The sequence below is a fragment of the Clostridium isatidis genome (assembly GCF_002285495.1).
GTDB lineage: Bacteria > Bacillota > Clostridia > Clostridiales > Clostridiaceae > Clostridium > Clostridium isatidis.
Map to the genome: position 1 here is coordinate 1615762 of NZ_CP016786.1, position 21622 is coordinate 1637383.

Genomic DNA, 21622 nt, shown 5'->3' on the forward strand with positions numbered 1-21622 from the left:
CTCCTCATCCTCCTATTATTATTTAGCTGCTTTTGCTATAAAGATACCAGTTTCAGTGTATTCTCCTTTACTAGAGTAACCTTTGCAGCTTAAGTCTGTATTTTCTATTTCAATATTTTTAAAACCTACTTCTTCTAACCAGTTTTTTATTTGCTCATTTGAAAAACCAAGCCATTCATCAAACATTTCCTCTCTTGCCCATTCTCCATCATGCTCTAAAACATCTGATATAATCACAGCTCCATCCTTCTTTAATACTCTATACATTTCTGCTATGGCTTTTTTTGCATCTTTTATATGATGAAGGGCCATATTAATAAAAACTGCATCCATTGATTCATCAAATAATGATATATTCTCAAGAGAAGACTTTATTAAATAAATATTTTTATAATTTTTTTCTAAAGAATTCTGCTTTAGCTGTCTTAGCATATTTATTGAATTATCTACCGAAAATACAATACTAGCTTCATTTGCTAAAGCTAAAGAAACAAAACCTGTTCCACATCCTAAATCGGCTACCGCTTTGTCTTTTATATTTATTTGGGATAAGAGTTTGTATTTTAGCCTTTCTTCAAAATACTCACTACGAATAACATTCCAATTTTCAGCTATAGAATCGAAGTATTGTACAGAATTCATATAAATCATCCTTTCTTTAAGAATTTTTAATTTTTTATAAATAAAAAACTCCTGCCCCTAAAACTTAGAGGCAGAAGTATACTTCCGCGGTTCCACTCTAATTATCTAAATAATACCTAGCTTAATAAGTAATTATTTAGACATCTCATTATTCAGGTACTAACATACCCTAACGCTATAACGGGCGTTCCCGCTGAAGTCTACTATTATTTCGATTCAGGGCTCAGAGATGCACTTCAATTAATTTCCCCTTAAAACCTCTTCCACCCAAGGAGGTTTCTCTCTGTTAGCTTCCATTAATCTACTCTTCTCGTCATTGCCTACTTTTCCTATCGGATTACCTTATATTCATATTATATCATATTTCTATTTTTGTGTGATAGATTTTTAAATTTTTCTTTATTTTTATAAATCTATCAAAAATAAACCTATATAAAAATTAATTTTTAAAAATAATAAATAAAAAAAGGTTGTTTTACACAACCTCTAACTATTTATGAAAAAAATCTTTTTAAAAATCCCTTTTTCTTCTTAGCTTCTTCTTTATTTTCATTGAAATCTTCATTAGGAATATTTTCTTTTTTCTTTTCTTGTAATATTTCTCTAATTAATTCCTTCTGATCATAAGCCAAATCTTTTACTTTTCTACTTGCTCCTTGTGAAGTAATTACTTCTCCGAATTGTTTTAGGGCTTCACTATAATTTCCTAATCTTCTATGTAATTCTCCTATTAAATACATAATAGTATATTTATCCATACTGTATATAGGAAAATCTTCATTAAAATATGCATCCTTAAATCCTAGTAAAGCTTGTTCTAAAAATAGCTTTTCGTTTTTTGTATCTTCTAACAGTCTATACATCCAAGCAATTTTTAAACAATTTAATGCTTTTTTACTTGCCTTAGATCCCATTACTGTATAGTTAAGGAGTGAGATCTTATACCTTTCTATTGCTATATTAGCATCATATACATCAGGATAGTTTTTCCCACGCCATTTATTAGATATTTCACTTATGACACGTTTTTTTTCAGGCTCTTTTATTTTCTCAAAATCTACCTTCATGGAAGCATAACCGCATACATTACAAAGCCACACATCATAGAAATATGGGTTTATACCTTTATATCTTATACATAAGTCCTTGTCTTTTCCTTCTACCCTTGCAGCATTCGCCTTTACTACTCTAGCTTTAAATTTGCTGTTACATACAGGACAAGTTACATTTTTATCATATAAATACTCTTCTTCTCTTACTTCTTCCTCTTTTGCTTCCTTGATCTCTTTATTTTCTTCTTCTTTTTTTTCATAAATATTTATATTACTAATCCCCTCAAACCCAAGGTTTTCTATATCTTTAAAAATATTTTTATCTGATTCCATAATTATTTTCCTTTCAGTCAAAAAATATGCAAAATTATGCTTATATAAGTATTCTACAGTATTATTAATTTATATTATAACGTTTTCGGTATATTTTTATCAAATAAAAATATGAATTAAATTCTTCTATTTTATGTACTTTAATAGTTATTATTCTTTAATTAAAATGTCTAGCGTATGAGCAGCTGCCCCTATTAAATCCTGTCTTTCACAAGTAGACAAATGATAATTCATAAAAATATCAAAAGTTTCTTCATCCATAGAATTTAAGATAGGACGCATATAATTTGCTGGCCCATCTGCTGAAACTATTTTTATCCTCTTTAAACCTGCTGCTTCATTTATCCTATTGATGTCTTCAATTCTTACATAATCATATAAATCCTCTGGTTCAGATATAACATGGAAATTTTCATCAACTTTTCCCTTTTCAATAGAAGTTTTAATATTATTTTCTTTAAAGCCATAGGTAAGTACACTATATTCATTCATACAGTATGCAACTAATATTTTTCCCCCTATCTTAGTTACTCTTTTTGCTTCTTCCAAAGCCCTTACTTTATCATTAAATTCATATAAATGATACATTGGTCCAAAAACTAAGGTTAAATCGAAAGTATTATCTTTAAATCTAGCTAAATTTAAAGCATTTCCTTGATAAGCCTTTACACTGCTGCCCTTAGATTTTAAAACTCCTAAATTATGTTTTACAAGTTCAACTGCTGTAACATCATATCCCTCGTTAGCCAAGGCTACTGAGTATCTTCCAGTCCCGGCTCCAACATCTAATACTTTTAAGCTTTTATCCTCATTTAAATATTCATGAATATATTTCATGGACGTTATATATTCAACTTGTCCATGTTTTCTGGTTAGTCTTTTATCTTCGCAAAATTTATTGTAGTATTTCTCTAATTGTACTGTCATTTCTCTTGTCTCCATCTATATAAAATTAAGTCATTTACACAATTTTATTTTATCAGAGAAATTTAAACTAGAAAACTAATAATATTTTTAAATTTATATTTATGAAATGAGTTGCTATTCTTTTTTGAAATAATTTAAAAGTTTAACGCCTAGAAATGGCAGGTATTCAAAAGAATTGTTAATTGCTAAGGAAGAATTTTATAATGAATTTATTAATATAAGGTGAAAGCCAGGATATTTCTATCCTGGCTTATTTATGGTGGAGGCGAGGCGTTACTATTAGTACCCTCGACATACTCTTTATATTCTATTATTTTTAACTAAATTCCAATAATGAATTCCTAATGGTGTAAGTTTACAACTTTTATTTTCCATAGCTGCATAATACATATGTTCTGCTCCTACCGGAATTACTAAATTTACTCTATTATATTTCTGTAAAACACCAAATTTTTTTACATTCTCAGCATTAGGGTTTGCACTATCTGGTTCATAGGTATCATCTAACATATATTCTCTTCCAGGATCATCAAATAATTCTGTTATTTGCTTTAAATCATTTAAACTAATAGGTGGGCTTACTTTTCTTAATGACGTGAAATTTTTTACATTTGTCTTGAAAAGAGGTCTTTGTTCCCATGGTCCTAGTGATTGATCTATGTGTGCATATACACTTCCTGGTGTTATATCACCTACTAAGTTAGCAGCTCCTCCATTCAATGCATCAACTAATAATGTAGTAAATACTCCATGTCCATCTTTTTCTGATGAATACTGCCTTGCACTTGATGCTGTGAGTATGGTTACCCCTTCGTGTATTACAGCATCATTTTGATTTTCATCTGGAGTTCCTGCTATTCCGGAATGACAACTATCAAGTATTATTACCTTATTTCTACACTTAGATTGATTTACTATCTTAAGTAAATCATTTAGTGAAAAACCATCATCTCCATCTTTACAATCTGATGTGATTAAATATCCTCCTGTACTTTCAATATATCCATGCCCAGCAAAGTAAAATAACGCTACTTCACAATCATCATTAAATAATTCCTGAACAGTATCTTTTAGTTCCTTTCTAGTAATTCTAGACACTGAATCCGTGGCTACAAGTAGATTGACAGAAAAATTAATCGTACCATCCCCATTTCTTTCTAATACGTTTTTAACTGAATAAGCATCATTTACACATCCATATAACCTTTGTATATTATCATAATAATCGATACCTACAACTAATGCTTTACGCATATTACCACCTACCTATTTATTCTTTCCTTCTCCCATCATTTTGTCTATCATTTCTGCAATTTTATCCCACTCCCATTTAACTACTCTAGTTCTTGATAGACCATCTGGTAAATTACTTGTAGTATTTGCTCCACCAACATATACTCCAAATACTGGTACATTATTATTTTTTGCCATTTTAATCTCTTTCTTTACACCTGTAGCACTTGCCATATACTTTCCTACTAAAACTATAACCATATTACATTTCTTAATTTTTTCTTCAACTATAGCCTCCCATTTACTTTGGGGCATTGATGATTTCGCTGACCAATCTTGAATAGAAAATGGTGTTTTAGAATTTTTACTTTGTCCAACAAATAAAGTTTTCTCAGTTTCATTATGATCGAAATCGAAGCTAATAAATGCTCTTGGATCTGCCATTTTTTCATCTCCTTATACATACATTATTACTATATTATACCATATAAATAATTAACAATCATAGACTTTTAATATATTCAGCTTACTTTATCATCGTAATTTAAATATTAAACAAATTTTCTCTGGCTATATTACATCTATATTCAATGCCTTTTATCTGACTAATAAGATTAAAACTCACGTTGAATACTACTTCAACGTGGGTCTTATACACTACGACTTCTTTAACAAAATCTTGTATGAAATTTTTGCATTCTGGGATATTCTTAGATACTACATATTCCTTGAAACCAGCTAAAAGTCCTCTTATATCTTCTTCAGTAACTTTAGTAACTGATTGACTTGCTTCTATATCCACTAGCTTACCTTCTAAGTAAGCTTTTCGTTCTTTTAGCTCCTCCATCTTAACCTTAAACTCTTCTTGGATAAATCCATTCGTTATAGCCATTACTATATTGCCTATTTGTTTTTCAATGTCTTTAAGTTCTTTTTCTATAATTCCTCTTTTATCTTCATCTCCTTCACTTTGTTTCTTTAGCTCCTCATTAATTCCTTCTACTAATAGTGGAATAGATTTATCATTAAATATTCTTTCTTCAAGTTCTGCTAGAACATATTCTTCAATGTACTCCTTTCTTATTTCCTTATTGCTACATACATTACTACTTGTACGCTTTCTGCAGCCACATCTATAGGATACATATAGTGGCTTACTTCTAGCTTGTCTACGATTTCCATACATAGCATAGCCACATTCTCCACACTTAATTATCCCGGATAATAAATAGCTTTCCTTAGCCTTATTAACTGCTTTTGACTTCTTCCTACTTCTAAGAATTTCTTGAGCTTTTTCGTATAGTTCCTTATCTATAATTTGTGGCATACCTCCTTCGATTCTAATTATTTCACTTTGATCTTTCTGAAGATGACTATTTCTTCTTCCATATGCATCCTTTTTAGCTGATTTATTAAATATATAAACTCCAGTATATTTTTCATTAGTAAGAACACTATTAATGCTGTTGTGCTTAAAAATAGCTCCTGCTTTAGTTTTAAATCCTCTTGAATTTAATTCGTCTACCATTTGACTTAGAGTATATCTAGCTGTGTACATTTCAAATATTAATCTTACACTTTCAGCTTCTCTTTCATTTATTACATATTTCTTTTCTGCATTTACATCATAGCCTAAAGGTGGAAGTCCTCCTGTATGTTTAGCTTGATATGCAGTTTCCTTCATTCCTTTCATTACTTCTCTAGCAAGATTCTTACTGTAATATTCAGCCATACCTTCAATAACACTTTCAAGTATAACCGACTCTGGACTATCATCTAGATTTTCAGTAACACTAACTAGCTTTACCCCATTTTGCTTTAATTTTCTTTTATACTGAGCACTATCATATTTATCTCTAGAAAACCTATCTAGCTTGTGTACTATTACTACATCAAATATATCATTGGCACTATCCTTAATCATTTGCTGAAAACCTGGTCTTCTATCAGTAGTGGCTGACTTAGCTTTATCCTGATAAACCTTTACTATCTCATATCCCTTTGCATAACCAAACTCCTTTATAGCTCGTATTTGAGCTTCTAAGCTTTCATCCCTCTGATTATCAGAACTATACCTTATATATGCACAAGACCTTTTTATTTCAAGATAATTAGGTTGTCCCATTAAATCAACTCCTTATATTTATACTTCTCCTTTAGGAGAATCTAAATACATAGAGGCTAATACTTTAACTAAAGAATTATATTTTATCCTACTATTAACTTCTTGATTATATTTAATTTTTTCTGCACTATCTCTTGTATAATTCCTTTCATATAACTTTTCTCTGCTTATAGTAGTTTTAATACATTCTTTCATTAAATTTTCCTCCTTAGTATTCATTATTATGATATATACTTATTAATCTTATTTATTACACCTAACTTTGAGGTGGTTAGGTGGCTAAGTGGTCAATAATTTTAATCTAAGAAAAACTAAATCAATTAATTATCATATCTAGAAAAAAATCTTATCCACCTTAGCCACTTATCCCCCCTAATTACTAAAAGTATATTTAACTTCTTGCTTTGGTAATTTAGAGTAATCTATTTTAAAGTCCCTTAAATATAAGGTACCTGAAATTTTCTTATAAGTTAACTCATAATTTAAATTAATTTTAGTAGAGTTATTTAAAGCTCTCCAAAATCTTTGCGGTGAATCAGAGCCTCTTGCTGAGATACCTTCACCCTCTATCCAAGACTTATATGCATCTAGTACAGCTTTCTTAGTTTCACTACTCCCCTCTTCATATACAAGAACTTCATTTAAATAAGCTTCTACTGGATTTTGTTCTTCCTTATACGCCTTAGTTACTTTTTCTATAGCTTTACTTTCTGTAAAGTTATAATCATTATTAATAAGTCTTTCTGCCCCTTCAAGACACCAATTAAGTACACCACTTAATTCAGTGCATACCTTTTCTTTTAATTTCTTATCAATATCTTCTGGTTTAAATACTCTATTAAATGGAACTATCAGAATTTTTCTATAATACCCATGAGTATTATCTAAAGTATCTGGTAATGTATTTAATAAGAATATTAACTTAATTGTAGACTTATAATTGATAGCTTGTTTAAATTTTCTTGAAATGTTTATTGTATCTCCACTTATTATTGCTTTAAGATTTTCAGTGCTAATAGCTCCTCCAAGCTCATTTTCATTTGCAATATTAAGTGTTTTACTTACTATACCTTCTATTCCAAACCTTTCGGAGAATTTAGATAGTTGTATATTACTAACATTGTTGACTCCAACAATTTCAGTAAGTACCTCTGAACAGAAACTCTTCCCATTAGATCCTACTCCAGTAAAGAAGAATGCCCTTTCAGCCTTAGTATTATTAATTAAAGCATTTCCGAATATTTCTTGAAGACATGATAATAATTCATCATCATTGCATGTTATTTCTTTAATTGCCTTTTTAAATATTGGACAATCTGCATCTTTCAGATAATCTATGGGCGATTTGCTAGTAAACATATACTTTTTATCATGTGGTAATAATTTCTTAGTTACAACATTATAAACTCCATTATTAAAAGCAATTAATGTATCATCTATAATGTTAGTATCAACTCTAGGGACCTCTCTCATTAGCCCATCAATAATATCCCTTTCATAGACTTTTTTCCAACTATCTGGTATAGCTGTATTCATAAGATACCTTAGTATAGTTCCCATTAATTCATCATTAAGCTCTTGGAAAATACCTTCCTTTTGGTTATATATCATTAAAACTCCATGCTTAATAATAAATTCTGCAATCTTTCTTAGATATGAAATACACTTGTTAGTATTTAATCTAAGCTTATTTTTTTCGTCATAGTAAAATCCCAATGCTATTGCCTTACTATTAGTAACTATAGTTTTTAACTCTTCTACCAATGCATCATCAATTGGTATCTCTACTTCATCTTGAACTTGATCCTTTTTTATATCTATGCCCTTCAAAAATGCTTTCATTATAGATGAGAGTAAATTCTCATCTACAATATCACAGTGTTGTTTTAGCTTAACATATGCCATCCTATTTCCTGATTGTTTTATTTGCTCTATTAAAACTAGTACCTTATATAAGTTATCAGGACATCCCTTAACTACAATTTCTTCTGTTATAAACTCTTTTACTAATTGTTCTGATGTTTTTATTAACATTTTAATTCCTCCTAAATTAGTTAAATTTTCTTTCTACTATATTTGCATACACATTACCTTTTTCATCAGTATTATGCTTTATAGTTAATGTACATTTCTTGCCTGCTAACTCATCAATATTTATCTCATTTGGAATATTGCCATTGTATACATCCATTAAGAAGTTGAAGCATTTCGACTTTTCTGCTTGAGATACCATTATCTTTTCTTTCTTTTCCTGTTCTGTCACTCCAACACTAATGTTATAAATTACTTCAAGAAAATCTCTAAACCCCCAATCTGTTTTACAATCTCTTAAGTAAATTATTTTTTTTATTATTGCTTCATACTCACCTTCATTTAAAGTAGCCTTCGCCCCAGTTTTTCCTAATACTTCTTTGTTATTTCTAAAAATCATTTGTAATCCTCCTTTTATTTACACCAATTATTACTTACTAAACTATCAACAATAATTGGGATATCTTTGACTATAGTTTTCATCCCGTCAACCATACAACTTTCTAAAATGTTTTTTGCTTCTTTAGCCTCATCTTGTGGTACTTCTAAAAGTATTTCATCATGTACCACAGCAACTAATCTCCAAGAATCTTTCATCCTTTCAACAAGTAATGCCAAAGCTTCTTTTAAACCTTCTGCTGCTGAACCCTGAATTGGCAAATTCAATCTTTGAGTCATTGATAAACTACCACCTTGCCACCTTCTTCCCCCTAATGTCTTTATATAATCTGCTTTTAATAAAGCATCTTGAAGTTCTTTTACCTTTGGATAAACATTAAGAAATTCAATTCTATATTTCTCTGCTTCCTCCAATGATGTAGTAATACCACTTTTTCTAAGATTTTTCTGAATACCATAAGCAGTAATTCCATATACTATTCCAAAATTTAAGCTTTTAGCAACTTGTCTTTCTTCTTTAGAAATTTCATCTATTGGTTTCTTAAAGACTAAACTTGCTGTTCCTAAATGAAGATCTATACCATTGTTAAAATAACTCTTCAAAGCTTCATCCTTCGATATTGTTGCTAGAACTCTAAGTTCAATCTGTGAGTAATCTGCACCCACTAGCTTGTACCCCTTATCTGCAACAAAAAACTCTCTACTATTTCCTGGCATAGCTTGAAGTGGTGGATTATTACAAGACATTCTTCCTGAACTTGCACCCATTAATCTCCAGTCTGCTCTTATCCTCCCATCATCATTAATGAATGTCTTTAGCTTTTCACCATAGGTTTTAATCTTTGTTTGAAGTCTTCTATACTTCCTAATAAGTTTGATTACTTCGTGTTCATCAGAATATTTTGCTAATTCATCATCTGATGTTGAATGCAGCTTAATCCCATACTCTGCAATAGCTTCAACTAATTGCTTTGGCGAATTAAGATTTAACTCTTTCCTATCAAGTAAGCCTTTAATCATAATCTCTAATTCAATAGCCAATCTTCTATCATCATCTAATCTAGCATTCCATTTATCATACTCCATATTAATACCATTACTTTCAAGCATTACTATAGCTGGTAGAGCTCTTCTTTCTCTTTCATAAACAGTTAAAAGATTATTCTCTACAAGTAAATCTAAAAGTTTATAGTATAAAGCTCTAGTGTGCTCAACATCCTTTACTGCATAGTCAATATGCTCTTGAGTTATCTCAGTTTCTTGCCAGTTATCACTATGTTGCATAGACTTGTCCATATCAACATCAAGATATTTTTTAGCTAAAGCTTTTAAGCTTAACTTTTCTTCCCCTAATACTTGAGCCATAAGTAATGTGCAATGATAATTGTTTACTCTATAGCCCTTACTCTGAAAGAATCCAACATCAAACTTAGCGTTATGAAACACCTTAATAATATTCTTATCATTCAAAATACTTTTAAGTCTTTCATCTACACTTGTTGTTGTGACCACTTCATTAAGTCCCTTAGAAAAAGCTATTAATTTTATCTTTCCAGTTCTAAAGTCTAACGAATCAGTTTCTGTATCAAAAAAGAATACTTCATTATTCTTCATGTACCTTACCTCCTTAGATGCATGTTATTAACTTTTTAAAGATCATGTTTTATAGCTCGTTTGCTACAGTTAGAGTATATAATTTTTAGTAATTAATTTATCCACCTTAAAACTCTAGATTCAAAATTTAATTTACATTTTTGTAAATTAAAGTATTTTAACAAATAAAAAAAATATAGATACTTCTAATTTAAATTGAAGTATCTATATTTGTTATGTATTATATTCTGTTTCTTAATGTGCTTCTTTCTAGTAATATTTCTTTATTATTCTCAATTAAGTATTTTAAATTCTTTAATATTCTTTGCTTCATTTTTTTATCATCATTAAAACCTAAATAATTTACTACATCAACTTTCTTAATTTGATTAGCTATTTCTTCTTTAGACTTTGAGGTTATAGCATTAAAAGCCTCATCCTTCAAAGCTTTGAAATCTAAAGTTCCTACTTCTAATAAATCATTAACAATTTTATTTTTTAATATTAATAATTCACTAATCTCATTACACAAACTCTTGTATGTTTCATCTTCTTTACCAAAAGCATATATTAACTTATTAATTTCAAATCTCATTTTAGAAGGGCGATATATAACTAAATCCATCAATGCTAATTTTGAAATCTGCCTTGCCAACTCTTTTTTTGATAAATTAGCATTTTCATATAGATCTATTACTATATTTATATAAAATATCAAATTATATTTACTTTCTATATTGTAAAATTTTATCAGACCATCTATATAATGTATATCTTTGTTAATTTCATAATACAAATCTACTAATTCATCATAACCTGTTGAAAAATCTGCAAGTGTCATTTCTGATACTTTAGCATAATCCATTTTATCAAAAATAGTTTCTTTAGTTCTATTTCTAGATTTCTTATTAATTGGCATAGTATTAATCCTAGCATTGAAGTTTGTCTTTATTTCTAATAACATTTTTTCTGTGTAAATTTTAGATGGAATCTCTGCATGATTCATTTTCTTATTATATACCTTTAAAAAACCTTCTAAAAATGTATCACTATCTAAATCATCTAATTGAGATTTACCTTTCAGATTTTCTAGACATGCCATCGCTAAAGTAATGTCATCAAAATCTTCTTTATCAAATTCAAGTTTAACATTTTTATTTTTAGCCGATTCCATTATCTTAGCAAATACTTTATCTATAATATCTATTGTATCTGTTACAACTTCTTTATTTTCTTTAATTTCCTCAGGTATACCAGTTAATAAATTTTCTTTATCTTGACTTTTTACCTTATCACATATCTTATTAAACAAATTTCTATTTTCTTCATTACTTATATCTTCATCTAGTATTTGTGCCTTAGATCTCTTTATTCTTCTTTTATTATATGATTCTCCTATCCAAGCCAAAATAATTTCATCTTTAAACTCCTCAAGAGTTATTAATTTATACTTTTCCTTAAACACTCTTTCTAACTCTTTATACCCATCGCTATTATTCTTATATCCCCATCTATCTGCTACTGAAAAACTTGTTACCAGTGAAACTAATCTATAATTTATTGCATTTTCTAATCTCATAACATCTCCTACTTATATAGTTTTTATATAAGTATACTCAAATATTATTACTAAAGAAAGTATCGTGGTATAGGTGGCAAAGTAGCTATCTATAAACACTTTAGAAGTGCCAAAAAAAATTATACAAATACTTAAATAATATTTGTATAATTTTTATTAAATTCACAGAAATTTTCTTATAAAACTCTCCGAAACATTAAATGCACTACTAGCTTTGCTAACAGCCTCAGATTCACTTAATCCTTTAGCAATTAACTCTAATACCATAGCTACTATTTGTATAATTAATATTACACTCATTATTATCTTTCCTCCACAACTAATTATTTACATATGCATAGTAATATGTTTGCCCATACTTTGATTCAAACATTATCTCTGGCTCTATATCCAATACTTCTTCATATTCATCATAGTTATCTATAATTTCTCTAGCTATTTCTTCAATTGAAGTACTTTCTAAAAAGTAATCTATAATGGTATCCTTATCAAATAATCTGTCAATGTGATAAGATGAGCTAAGTATTTCACCTATCTCATCACTAACATACTCCCTTAAATCTTTTAGCTTAGAATACATAATAATATCATCAAGCTTTGAATATCCTCTGAAAGTAATTTCTTCATATATTGCCTTTGCTTCTATTATATTAATTTCCTTTATATGATTTTTAATAAAGAAATATAATTTGATAACATCATCCTCCACTTCTTCCCCTAGTTCATCTACTAAAACTAAAGTTGCATCTAAATCGTTCATTAAAGTTTCTTTTATCTCATTATCATCCACCTTTGCCACTAAATCCTCTAGCTTTTGTACTATATCTTTGTCAATGTTATTATATTTTTCAATTAACTTAGTTAAATCCTTCATAAAGAATACATTTAAAATCTTTGATTTATTTTTCAACATAACTCTGCCCCTTTCCCCCTTAATATTCCTCTGGTAGCAACATTGTGCTATAAACTCCTGAATCTATTACATATATCTTTATATCTTCATTAAACTCTAAGTCTTTTGCATTAATTTTGATGAATGACTTATACTCTGGAACCTCTTGTGTATGTTCTATATTTATAACATCTCCGGCTCTGCTTAACTTAAAAACTTGCAAATAGTCCTTTTCTATTTTCAAATTATCAACTAAACTCCATAGTAATATCTGCAATTGTAAATCTATTTTTTCATTAATGCCCCTTGTTATATATCTATTCTCTTTATCAAACATAATAAATCCTCCAAACAATAAAGATGTAATTATCATTAATACAATAATTACACCTTACTTTTCGTTAATTAATTTCTTTAATTGTTCTATAAACTTCTTACTAAACAACTTATCTTCTAATGCTTTCTTTAACAGTTGTAAAAATAATTCTTCTTGAAGATCTAGTGGTCTTACTAGCAATTTCATACCATATCGTTGCTGATCTTTGTATACACTAAATCTTAATTCTTCTCTATTTCCTTGTGGTTTAACTATAATTTTCTCTAATGCATAAGTATATTCCTCATCTGCTATTATACTTTGCGAAATCAATGAACAATACTTAGTTTCCTTAATAGCTTTCTTTGCCACCTCTCCACCTCCTACTCTTCTACTAGAATATCCATTAATTCTTTAGTGGCAACTACAACCACTGCATAATCTGAAGACAAAAGAAAAAGAGATAAACAATATTGCTTACCTCCTTCACATTCAATATTATCAACATACTCTGGAATAATATCTTTTACTATATTCTCTTTTGCTTCAATAACATCATCTTTAGTTTCTAGTATTAATACATACCCTCCTAAATCTGCATCAATATTTCTTTCTATCCCATAGCTCTCATCTAAAATATTTAATTGCTGTTCAATATTTTTTGCCACCTCACCCTCTAAACTTATTTCACTCAAATGGCTTAACTTACTAATCTTTCTCATTAATACTACCTCCATTACTTTTTATGAACCTATAGGAATTATCTATCTAGTATAGATATCCTTTCAATATAATAATATATATTTATAAATTAACTTTATTTCAAAAAAATTAGAGAGATATACGTAAGCGTAAAAAATTAAGTACCTAGATAGCATATCCTCCCAATTGATAAAATTAAGAAAAAGATTATTAATGGGAGGATATAATTATGTCTAGAAAATTAGATAATGCAACCTGGGAAGAATATATTAATAAATTTGATGCATGTAAGGGGACAATAACTGTTAAAGATTTTTGTATAGAAAATAAACTTACTAAAAGTCAATTTTATTATCATAAAAAAAGATTAGAGAAATCAGAAGTTGAGAATAACACACCTGTTTTTCATGCTATCTCTTTAGATAGTAAAGAAAAGACTATCAAAGAAAATACATTTGCTTTGAATGAAGTAAAAATTACAATAGGTAATGCTATAATAACTATACCTGTTAGTGAAGCTATTCTAATATCATCAATAGTAAAGGAGTTAGCTGCAAAATGTTAAATATAGATAAAGTAGAAACAGTTTATCTTGCCTGCGGCTACACGGATTTAAGGAAAAGTATTGATGGGTTAGTTATGATAGTTCAAAATCAATTCAAGCTAAATCCTTTTGAAAAAGCGTTATTTGTTTTTTGTAATAGACAAATGGACAAATTAAAAATTCTTCACTTTGACGAAGGTTTTTGGCTATATTATCACCGTTTAGAAGCGAATCGCTTCAAATGGCCTGCTACCACAGAAGAAGCATTGAAAGTAAATATAGAAGAATTACGGTGGCTTCTAAAGGGCTACGAAGTAAGAACAAAATCTAAGTTTAAACCTATAAAACAAAGTAATTATTTTTAAAAGTTTATCACTCCAAAACCGTTGAAAAACCTTTATTTTCAACGGTTTTTGTGATATAATAAATATATAAAATAAATCTAAAGAGGTAATCATGAATCACGAAATTTTAACTAATGAACTTGATGAAAATACAAAATTATTAATTGAAAAAATGGAAAAAGAATTAAACTCAAAAGATGAGGAAATAAGAAAGCTTAAAAACGAATTAAATTTCTTAAAAGCTGTTATAACAAATAAAAATAGAAAGATATTTGGAGTATCTAGTGAAAAGGCAGATGCTAATCAACTATCTTTTTTTAACGAGGCCGAAAAATATAGTGATTCAAAGGTGGAAGAACCTGCTTTAGAGGAAATTACATATAAAAGAGCTACGAAAAATACATATACAGGAAAGAAAGATAATCTAGCAAACTTAGAAAGAGCTGTTATTGAACATAAATTAGAAGGTGCTGACCTTAACTGTAAAGAATGCGGAGAGCAATTAGTTGAAATAGGTGTAAAATCAAAAAAAGAGATAATTAAATATATTCCAGCTAAACTTATAGTTGAAGAACACGTGATTTACAGCTACGCTTGTAAATCCTGCGAAAAAGAAACCAGTGAAAGTAATATAATTTCAGCAGAAGCTCCACAAACTATTTTTTATAATAGTATGGCTTCTAATGAGTTAATTGCTCATACTCTTATACTTAAATATCAACATGCTATGCCTCTTTATAGACAAGAAAGCTATTTTGATATGATGGGTGCTACTCTTTCAAGACAAACTCTATGTAACTGGACTATGTCAGCAGCGGAAGCTTTAAAACCAATATATAACCACATGAAAAAAGAATTACTAAGCAGAAATTATATTCATGCCGATGAAACTACTCTAAGAGTAATTAATGATAATGGAAAAGATTCTAAATCTCAAAAATATATGTGGTTATATATGAGCGATACTAATTCAAAGCCGGTAATTTTATATGATTATCAAAGTACCAGATCCAGCTCTTGTCCTAAGAATTTCCTAGGAGATTTCAAAGGCTTTCTCCAAACGGATGGTTATAGTGGTTATAACTCCGTTACAAAGGCTACAAGGGTGTATTGCTTAGCTCACATAAGAAGATACTTCCATAATATAATTGTAGACTTAGATGAAGAAGCCCTAAAAAATTCTAGAGCAATAATAGGGTTTAATTATTGTAAGCAAATTTACAAACTTGAAAAAGAGCTTAGAGAATCCTTTTCAAGTAAGGACGATTATTATGATATTAGATTTAAAATAAGAGCTGAAAAATTAGCTCCAATTATAGATAACTTTATTGATTATGTTGAAAGAGAAATAAAAGATGCTCTTCCAAGAAGTCCGCTTGGTAAAGCACTTGATTATGCTAAAAAACATTTACCAGGATTAAAAAATGTACTACTAGATGGTTCTTTAGAAGTAGATAATAATGCAGCGGAAAAAGCTATTAAACCTTTCGTTATAGGTCGTAAAAATTTCCTTTTTGCAAACACTGCTAAAGGTGCAACTGCAAGTGGCAATATTTATAGCATTGTTGAAACTGCCAAGGCTAATAAATTAGTTGTAGAAAGGTATTTGGTTTATTTATTTGATAATCTATCAAAGATAGATGTATCCGATAGCGAAAGCTTAGATAATCTTATGCCTTGGTCTAATAAGATCCCTGAAAACATGAAAATTAAAGATAGGAAATAAATTAATCCTAGTAAAGCTTAATAAATTGCCTTACTTAGGATATTTTAATGCTATTTTTGAAGTTATTAAAGGTACTAAAAATTTGACGCTTACGACAAAATGTTGAAAATAATGACTTAAAATATAAAAAAAGCACCAACCAGAGAATATTTTCTCCAAAGTTGGTACTTATAATAATTCTTTACTTTACATCTCCACCTCAACTTTCCCCTCATACTCGAAGTCTACCGTGAACTTGTCCTCATACACCAAATGCTTTCCAATCGGTATCCCTATCAAATTCATCAATAATCATTGGTACCTACTTTTAAAAGCTGGAATATGAATCTATCATTAACCCAAGTTTTGATATTATTAGCCATAAACTTTTTTTTACCCTTATTCGTGTATTTGAACATCTACAGCAGTATCTTCACTTCTTACCTCATAACGTTTTTCAGGCTTACCATATACGTTAACCAACTGATGACTTGTTGAAAATGAATTATCTTCAAGATAGGTATTACTTCCAAAAATCTTTTCTTCCATATGTTGAGATTCATATTCAATCCAGTTTTGCTGTTCCTTGCATAGTTTTTCAACTCTCTTTATCATAGTCAGATTTTCAACATTCTCTGTAGAATCATCTGGCATTACTATGAACAAATAATCTCTAGCTCTACTTATTGAAACATTTATAATATTGAGCTTATTGAGAAACATTTCTTTTGAAGCGGATATAGCTGGTGGTGGGTTAAATAATGCCATAATAATGTCACATTCATCACCTTGAAATCCGTGGATTGTCCCTACTTGTACATCGATATTTGGAGGAAGCTTGAAAGATGCTATCAATTTATCAATCAAATCAGCTTGAGCACGATAAGGTGCTATCAATCCTATACGAAAGAACTCTTCTTCATTTTCCCTTGCAAGGTGAGAAGCTATATACTTTACAAACTCCAATACAAAAAGTGCCGAATAGACCTGATAATTACTTTTACTTTGTAACCGTTTCGGACGATAAACACTCTCATATTTGCTTACAGGGAATTTTATAATATTTAATGGCTTTATATCAATAAATTCTTCTATCAGTAATTGTCGTCGCGAATTTGAGGTACGGTTATGCTGCAAGACCCCGCCATATGCAAACTGGCTAAACACTTCACCTATTTCTGGTATACTTCTATATTGAGTAGTTAGTAATTTAACAGGGTACTGATGAGGTATAGTTGTTGGCTTAGAAAATGATTTTAGTTCAACCATTGTATATATATTTTCATTTTTCCAGATACCCACAGTGGTGATTGGTTCAATTTGGAAAGGGTCTCCTGCAATTATAAATTTCTTAGGTGTCTTCTTATAAAGTGGAAATATAATGTTTACCAATGGTATCATTGACGCTTCATCTATAATTATATAGTCCCACTTAAGCTCACTCAAATGAACTCTTGTATTTGAAGCTGGAAGGAAATAGTCGTATGGAAAACGTGCAATTGTAGTAACTGTTACATTTCTTGAAAAATCCCTAATATCTAAAGTCTTGTCACGAAAAACACCGCTCTGCTCAATTACACTATCATTAGTAGCACCAAATCTAACAAGCCAATCAGCATAACTGTGATCAGTATCCATAATTTCCATAACACGACGCACAAGAACATCTGCCGCTTTGTTTGTTGGAGTGAGAACAAGGACTTTCAATTCTTCAGCTTCTTTCATAAGAGGAAGAAGGACTTCTCTTGCAAGGTGCGTTGTTTTCCCAGTACCAGGCGGCCCAAAAACAAATTCGATATTATCACAAAGATTGCGTTGCATATCATAATTTTCACTTAAGTCTAGTTTGTTGAATGCTTTCCGTAGTTCCTCTAATAGAAACACTGGATTCTTTGCCTCAATTCTCGCCTCGGTTACGAGTGATAAATCAACTCCATCAATCTGTGCATTAGTCTTTAATTTAGCTCTTAAAGTATATGATTTTACGTTAACAACTTCGACTGCTACTTTTACCATCGGCTTATCAGCAAAATGTAATTCAAGAGGAATATCCGCAAGATCTTCCATAGACTGAGGAATATATCTACTTGGATGCTTTAAAACAAGGGTTCGAGAGGTACCTTCCTCACGTTCAACCTTCGAGAAGGTTATTGAAATTTCTCTGCTATTAGCCGTGTTCTCACTACTATTTAGTAATTCTAGTTCAAGTAAAGCTTTGAACCACCCGAATGAATACTTATTTGCATTTATGGCTTTTTGAGTCAAATCATCAATATACGCGATTTCTGCTATCTCTTTTGCACTTCTTTGCTTTGCTTGCTCAATTCTCTTGCTAAAATCTATAGATGGCTTTATATAGTCATCCTCGTCAAAATCCATTTTAATTTCATTGTCACCATCATTGCTAATTTCTTTAGATTTTGGAATAGATGTAGCTCTTTTGCTAATATCCTTTACTATACGAGAAACTGAGGAGTTTTCTGAGTCAGAATTGATTTCTTCATCAGCTTCATCACCCTTAGTTTGATGAGTTAGAGCATGTTTATTAGAACGATATTGTTCGGCAAAACGCTTAAGTTCTTCGGGTGGAATATCAGAAAGAGCTTCAACTAGTTCAAGTTTTGCTCGTTGCTCATCTGTTAAGTAGTCCTCATAATGTTCTTCTTCAATACCCAAGAACTGTAACAGTTCTTTTGCTTCCTCACTGGTGGTGTCATATTGTGGAGAAATAGTTTTCAAAGTTAATTCTTTTGCAGAAACAAGACTACCTTCTGCATTAAGAAGCCACGGAATTGTTCGCAACTGGACTACAGTCCTTGATTCAAACCTATCGCTGCGTGAATAACGAAAAAAATACTCATAGCTACCACTTAAAACACTATTGAAGCCATTAAAACGGGTACAAACTGAAGAAATAACTTTGAGTAGTTGCTTCCACATAACAACCGAGTTATCTGGTGTGATATGTTCCATTATCTCTTGACATCCATCAATGTATCGTTCTATCCATTTCTGACCCCAAGTCGAACGAGGCCATGTTTTCTGTATTTTTATAGCTTCTTGAGAACTAATTTCACGTGACAGAACCTTTGGCACATTCTTTGTACCAAGCTCGGTTAAAAAACTAATCAATTCTTTTTTATCATTTTCCCCAACCAGCTTTATATATTCATCTAGCTCTACAAATCTGGTATCTGGTTTTGATTTAAACCATTGGCAAAGTAGTTCATTGGGAAAATATAACTCACTGGCTTTACCACGATAAACTGTAGCATCTTCGGTAGATCGATAACTGACAAATTCACACTCCTTGATTAAGTCTATAAAGTCTTCAATTTCTGATTGTGGACATTCTTTATAATACTTAAAAAACTTTCGAAAATGTGGGTCAGTATCAATTTTACCACCAGCCTTATACTTAGGTAGAATAATATTGTAAATCTCATCTCTAAGCGAAGGCTCCTTAATTCCTAGACCACGAATAAACTCAACTGTGTCTTCATTATCTAATAAAAGCGTATTAACAGTTTCATATCCGTTAACATCTTCAGCTGGAAAGAATAGAACAGGTTGTCCATTTTCATCAAAGGCAGCAACAGCTTTTCTATCTTGATTTAGAAAAATTGGTTTCTTCTGTACAAGTTTAATACGTTCTTTTGAAGCAGATATATACTTGTAAAATTCATGCAACCATTCAATAGTTTGCATCTCTATGAAGGCAGAATCTATTTTTGAAATAATTTTATCTTGTCCCAACCAGTCATTAGTAATCGAATCTAAGTATCCTGCAAGCTGCTTTTCATTACGCAATACTTCAGCCCTTGATAATGATGAGAAAACCCATTTGGCATCTTTGTTTCCAGTTATCCTTGCCAATTGAGAGTTTTTGAATAAATTTGTGGTTAAACAATTATTAGCCCATTGCGAATACTCAACTAAGTACGCATTTTGAGTAGACGTATAGCCATCAACGGTTGGTAATAATTCTTCGCTACCCATTTTATCCTTTATAGCTGTATAAAATGGCAGGAATGATATCTTTCTTTTATCATTTACATCACTAAACTTACTTCCATCGTAAGGAATAATTTTAAATATCTCATCATTAATAATTGAGTGACCACTTTCTTTACCAATATCTCTAAGATAAATAAGGCTATCTGCTGCCAAAGCTGACAATAACTCAATCATCTCTTTATTATGTTTCACTCCTGCACGGATACCTTCACGGCTATCTGTAAGTAGGAACGGAGCATGAAGGATGAAATTCAAACCTGTTACCTCTTTTGTTGGGAAGAAACAAAAAGCGGCGTGTTGTTTTGCAATCAGATTTTCTTTTTCATCAAAAAAGAATCCAACTGAATATACATTTCCATTTATATCTTTGCGAGAAAATAACCATAGATTATCATCATATATCTCATCCCCATCATTTTGTGTCAGGCAAACGGATTCTGCAACAGTATCGTTTAATTGAACTTTTTTCGCTACAGATTTGCCATATAACCCCACTTCATCTGAAATTTCATAAGATATCTCTTTAAGACAGGATAGAAATAAAAGCGGATAATCTAATGTACGAAGTTTCTCAGAAATATCTTCATATGCTTCTGTTGCATTTCTTTCTGAATGATCAAAGGGAAAAACAAATAGTGTTTCGTATGGCTTCCTGCCAGGGAAATCTTCGCTAATTTTTTTTGGAACAATAAAACGATCTATTCTAAAAAAGATGTTAGGGTCATAAATATGCGGTGTTAAAGTGTACTGAAACACAGATTTAAACCCTACACCAAATTTGCCAATTTTATTTGGCGCTTTATTTTTGGAAGAGTTAGCAATAGACGTTATCCCGTTTATATCTCCTAATTGGCCGTTAGCTGCATCTTCACGTTCTGTCTTTGGGTTAGAAATTGAAAATTGCCTTGCTCCATTATGCGCAAAAACTAGTTTATCTTTGTACAAAACAAACCTAGCAGCTGTAGCTTCTGCATCATCTGCATTCTGTAGTAGTTCATATACAAAGTGTGCTTGATCAGAATATTTTTCAACCACACTATTTTTAACACCACTTAAGGCAGGATCATCGAGAGCGTCTGCAAGACCCTCTCTATGACTTGATAATTGTTCAAAATATATCTCATCTTGAGTATTCATAAATACTTCCCCCAGTCTATGTTTGAATTAAATCATTTATCAATACTTTCT

20 protein-coding genes and 1 other annotated feature are annotated in these 21622 nt (G+C 30.3%); of the genes, 3 read left to right on the forward strand and 17 right to left on the reverse strand.

Annotation, left to right across the window (positions count from 1 at the left end; translation table 11 throughout):
- Window positions 1–18 precede the first annotated feature (18 nt).
- From BEN51_RS07665 to BEN51_RS07730, 16 genes are all read right to left on the reverse strand, one after another.
- Window positions 19–642, reverse strand: a complete 624-nt coding sequence (locus BEN51_RS07665; protein ID WP_119865487.1) for a class I SAM-dependent methyltransferase — start codon at window positions 640–642, stop codon at window positions 19–21.
- 63 nt (window positions 643–705) lie between these two features.
- Window positions 706–968, reverse strand: a binding site (T-box leader).
- 168 nt (window positions 969–1136) lie between these two features.
- Window positions 1137–2027: a DUF2225 domain-containing protein gene (locus BEN51_RS07670; protein WP_207652758.1), complete on the reverse strand. Its 891-nt coding sequence runs from the start codon at window positions 2025–2027 to the stop codon at window positions 1137–1139.
- 150 nt (window positions 2028–2177) lie between these two features.
- The gene (locus BEN51_RS07675) at window positions 2178–2954 is read right to left on the reverse strand and encodes a class I SAM-dependent methyltransferase (RefSeq protein ID WP_119865488.1); all 777 of its coding nucleotides are present in this window, start codon (window positions 2952–2954) and stop codon (window positions 2178–2180) included.
- Window positions 2955–3254: 300 nt separating this feature from the next.
- Complete coding sequence (locus tag BEN51_RS07680) at window positions 3255–4208, reverse strand: caspase family protein (RefSeq protein WP_119865489.1); 954 nt, start codon at window positions 4206–4208, stop codon at window positions 3255–3257.
- Window positions 4209–4220: 12 nt separating this feature from the next.
- Window positions 4221–4631: a TIR domain-containing protein gene (locus BEN51_RS07685; RefSeq protein ID WP_119865490.1), complete on the reverse strand. Its 411-nt coding sequence runs from the start codon at window positions 4629–4631 to the stop codon at window positions 4221–4223.
- Between the two features lie 100 nt (window positions 4632–4731).
- Window positions 4732–6312: a recombinase family protein gene (locus BEN51_RS07690; protein WP_169867930.1), complete on the reverse strand. Its 1581-nt coding sequence runs from the start codon at window positions 6310–6312 to the stop codon at window positions 4732–4734.
- An 18-nt stretch (window positions 6313–6330) separates the two neighbouring features.
- Window positions 6331–6507: a hypothetical protein gene (locus BEN51_RS13825; protein ID WP_008680122.1), complete on the reverse strand. Its 177-nt coding sequence runs from the start codon at window positions 6505–6507 to the stop codon at window positions 6331–6333.
- A gap of 177 nt (window positions 6508–6684) precedes the next feature.
- On the reverse strand, window positions 6685–8346 hold the full coding sequence (locus BEN51_RS07695; RefSeq protein ID WP_119865491.1) for a DNA primase family protein: 1662 nt from the start codon (window positions 8344–8346) through the stop codon (window positions 6685–6687).
- A gap of 16 nt (window positions 8347–8362) precedes the next feature.
- Window positions 8363–8743, reverse strand: coding sequence for a hypothetical protein (locus tag BEN51_RS07700; RefSeq protein WP_119865492.1), 381 nt, complete (start codon window positions 8741–8743; stop codon window positions 8363–8365).
- Window positions 8744–8757: 14 nt separating this feature from the next.
- The gene (locus BEN51_RS07705) at window positions 8758–10356 is read right to left on the reverse strand and encodes a DNA polymerase (RefSeq protein WP_119865493.1); all 1599 of its coding nucleotides are present in this window, start codon (window positions 10354–10356) and stop codon (window positions 8758–8760) included.
- A 220-nt stretch (window positions 10357–10576) separates the two neighbouring features.
- Entirely contained in the window at window positions 10577–11914 is a 1338-nt protein-coding gene (locus tag BEN51_RS07710; RefSeq protein WP_119865494.1) for a hypothetical protein, read from the reverse strand.
- 162 nt (window positions 11915–12076) lie between these two features.
- Window positions 12077–12214 (reverse strand): hypothetical protein, encoded by a 138-nt coding sequence (locus BEN51_RS13830; RefSeq protein WP_164704097.1) that lies wholly within the window; start codon window positions 12212–12214, stop codon window positions 12077–12079.
- Window positions 12215–12233: 19 nt separating this feature from the next.
- A complete protein-coding gene (locus tag BEN51_RS07715) occupies window positions 12234–12827 on the reverse strand; it encodes a hypothetical protein (RefSeq protein WP_119865495.1) in 594 nt (197 codons plus the stop codon).
- A gap of 19 nt (window positions 12828–12846) precedes the next feature.
- Window positions 12847–13143, reverse strand: a complete 297-nt coding sequence (locus BEN51_RS07720; protein ID WP_119865496.1) for a DUF960 family protein — start codon at window positions 13141–13143, stop codon at window positions 12847–12849.
- Between the two features lie 54 nt (window positions 13144–13197).
- Window positions 13198–13494, reverse strand: coding sequence for a hypothetical protein (locus tag BEN51_RS07725; protein ID WP_119865497.1), 297 nt, complete (start codon window positions 13492–13494; stop codon window positions 13198–13200).
- 11 nt (window positions 13495–13505) lie between these two features.
- Window positions 13506–13844, reverse strand: a complete 339-nt coding sequence (locus tag BEN51_RS07730) for a hypothetical protein (RefSeq protein ID WP_119865498.1) — start codon at window positions 13842–13844, stop codon at window positions 13506–13508.
- A gap of 209 nt (window positions 13845–14053) precedes the next feature.
- Between BEN51_RS07730 and tnpA the strand changes: the two genes are divergently transcribed.
- From tnpA to tnpC, 3 genes are all read left to right on the forward strand, one after another.
- A complete protein-coding gene (gene tnpA, locus BEN51_RS07735) occupies window positions 14054–14389 on the forward strand; it encodes an IS66 family insertion sequence element accessory protein TnpA (protein WP_106024438.1) in 336 nt (111 codons plus the stop codon).
- Complete coding sequence (gene tnpB / locus BEN51_RS07740; protein ID WP_119865499.1) at window positions 14383–14733, forward strand: IS66 family insertion sequence element accessory protein TnpB; 351 nt, start codon at window positions 14383–14385, stop codon at window positions 14731–14733. The genes tnpA and tnpB overlap by 7 nt, the downstream gene beginning before the upstream one ends.
- 91 nt (window positions 14734–14824) lie before the next feature.
- Window positions 14825–16438, forward strand: coding sequence for an IS66 family transposase (gene tnpC, locus BEN51_RS07745; RefSeq protein WP_119865500.1), 1614 nt, complete (start codon window positions 14825–14827; stop codon window positions 16436–16438).
- A 378-nt stretch (window positions 16439–16816) separates the two neighbouring features.
- On the opposite strand, the gene BEN51_RS07750 is transcribed toward tnpC, so the two are convergent.
- Entirely contained in the window at window positions 16817–21571 is a 4755-nt protein-coding gene (locus BEN51_RS07750) for a DEAD/DEAH box helicase (RefSeq protein ID WP_119865501.1), read from the reverse strand.
- Between the last annotated feature and the right edge of the window lie 51 nt (window positions 21572–21622).

Bases quoted from the DNA above. Each gene is read 5' to 3' on its own strand.
- BEN51_RS07665 (WP_119865487.1), bottom strand. From the start codon at position 642: ATGAATTCTGTACAATACTTCGATTCTATAGCTGAAAATTGGAATGTT.
- BEN51_RS07670 (WP_207652758.1), bottom strand. From the start codon at position 2,027: ATGGAATCAGATAAAAATATTTTTAAAGATATAGAAAACCTTGGGTTT.
- BEN51_RS07675 (WP_119865488.1), bottom strand. From the start codon at position 2,954: ATGACAGTACAATTAGAGAAATACTACAATAAATTTTGCGAAGATAAA.
- BEN51_RS07680 (WP_119865489.1), bottom strand. From the start codon at position 4,208: ATGCGTAAAGCATTAGTTGTAGGTATCGATTATTATGATAATATACAA.
- BEN51_RS07685 (WP_119865490.1), bottom strand. From the start codon at position 4,631: ATGGCAGATCCAAGAGCATTTATTAGCTTCGATTTCGATCATAATGAA.
- BEN51_RS07690 (WP_169867930.1), bottom strand. From the start codon at position 6,312: ATGGGACAACCTAATTATCTTGAAATAAAAAGGTCTTGTGCATATATA.
- BEN51_RS13825 (WP_008680122.1), bottom strand. From the start codon at position 6,507: ATGAAAGAATGTATTAAAACTACTATAAGCAGAGAAAAGTTATATGAA.
- BEN51_RS07695 (WP_119865491.1), bottom strand. From the start codon at position 8,346: ATGTTAATAAAAACATCAGAACAATTAGTAAAAGAGTTTATAACAGAA.
- BEN51_RS07700 (WP_119865492.1), bottom strand. From the start codon at position 8,743: ATGATTTTTAGAAATAACAAAGAAGTATTAGGAAAAACTGGGGCGAAG.
- BEN51_RS07705 (WP_119865493.1), bottom strand. From the start codon at position 10,356: ATGAAGAATAATGAAGTATTCTTTTTTGATACAGAAACTGATTCGTTA.
- BEN51_RS07710 (WP_119865494.1), bottom strand. From the start codon at position 11,914: ATGAGATTAGAAAATGCAATAAATTATAGATTAGTTTCACTGGTAACA.
- BEN51_RS13830 (WP_164704097.1), bottom strand. From the start codon at position 12,214: ATGAGTGTAATATTAATTATACAAATAGTAGCTATGGTATTAGAGTTA.
- BEN51_RS07715 (WP_119865495.1), bottom strand. From the start codon at position 12,827: ATGTTGAAAAATAAATCAAAGATTTTAAATGTATTCTTTATGAAGGAT.
- BEN51_RS07720 (WP_119865496.1), bottom strand. From the start codon at position 13,143: ATGTTTGATAAAGAGAATAGATATATAACAAGGGGCATTAATGAAAAA.
- BEN51_RS07730 (WP_119865498.1), bottom strand. From the start codon at position 13,844: ATGAGAAAGATTAGTAAGTTAAGCCATTTGAGTGAAATAAGTTTAGAG.
- tnpA (WP_106024438.1), top strand. From the start codon at position 14,054: ATGTCTAGAAAATTAGATAATGCAACCTGGGAAGAATATATTAATAAA.
- tnpB (WP_119865499.1), top strand. From the start codon at position 14,383: ATGTTAAATATAGATAAAGTAGAAACAGTTTATCTTGCCTGCGGCTAC.
- tnpC (WP_119865500.1), top strand. From the start codon at position 14,825: ATGAATCACGAAATTTTAACTAATGAACTTGATGAAAATACAAAATTA.
- BEN51_RS07750 (WP_119865501.1), bottom strand. From the start codon at position 21,571: ATGAATACTCAAGATGAGATATATTTTGAACAATTATCAAGTCATAGA.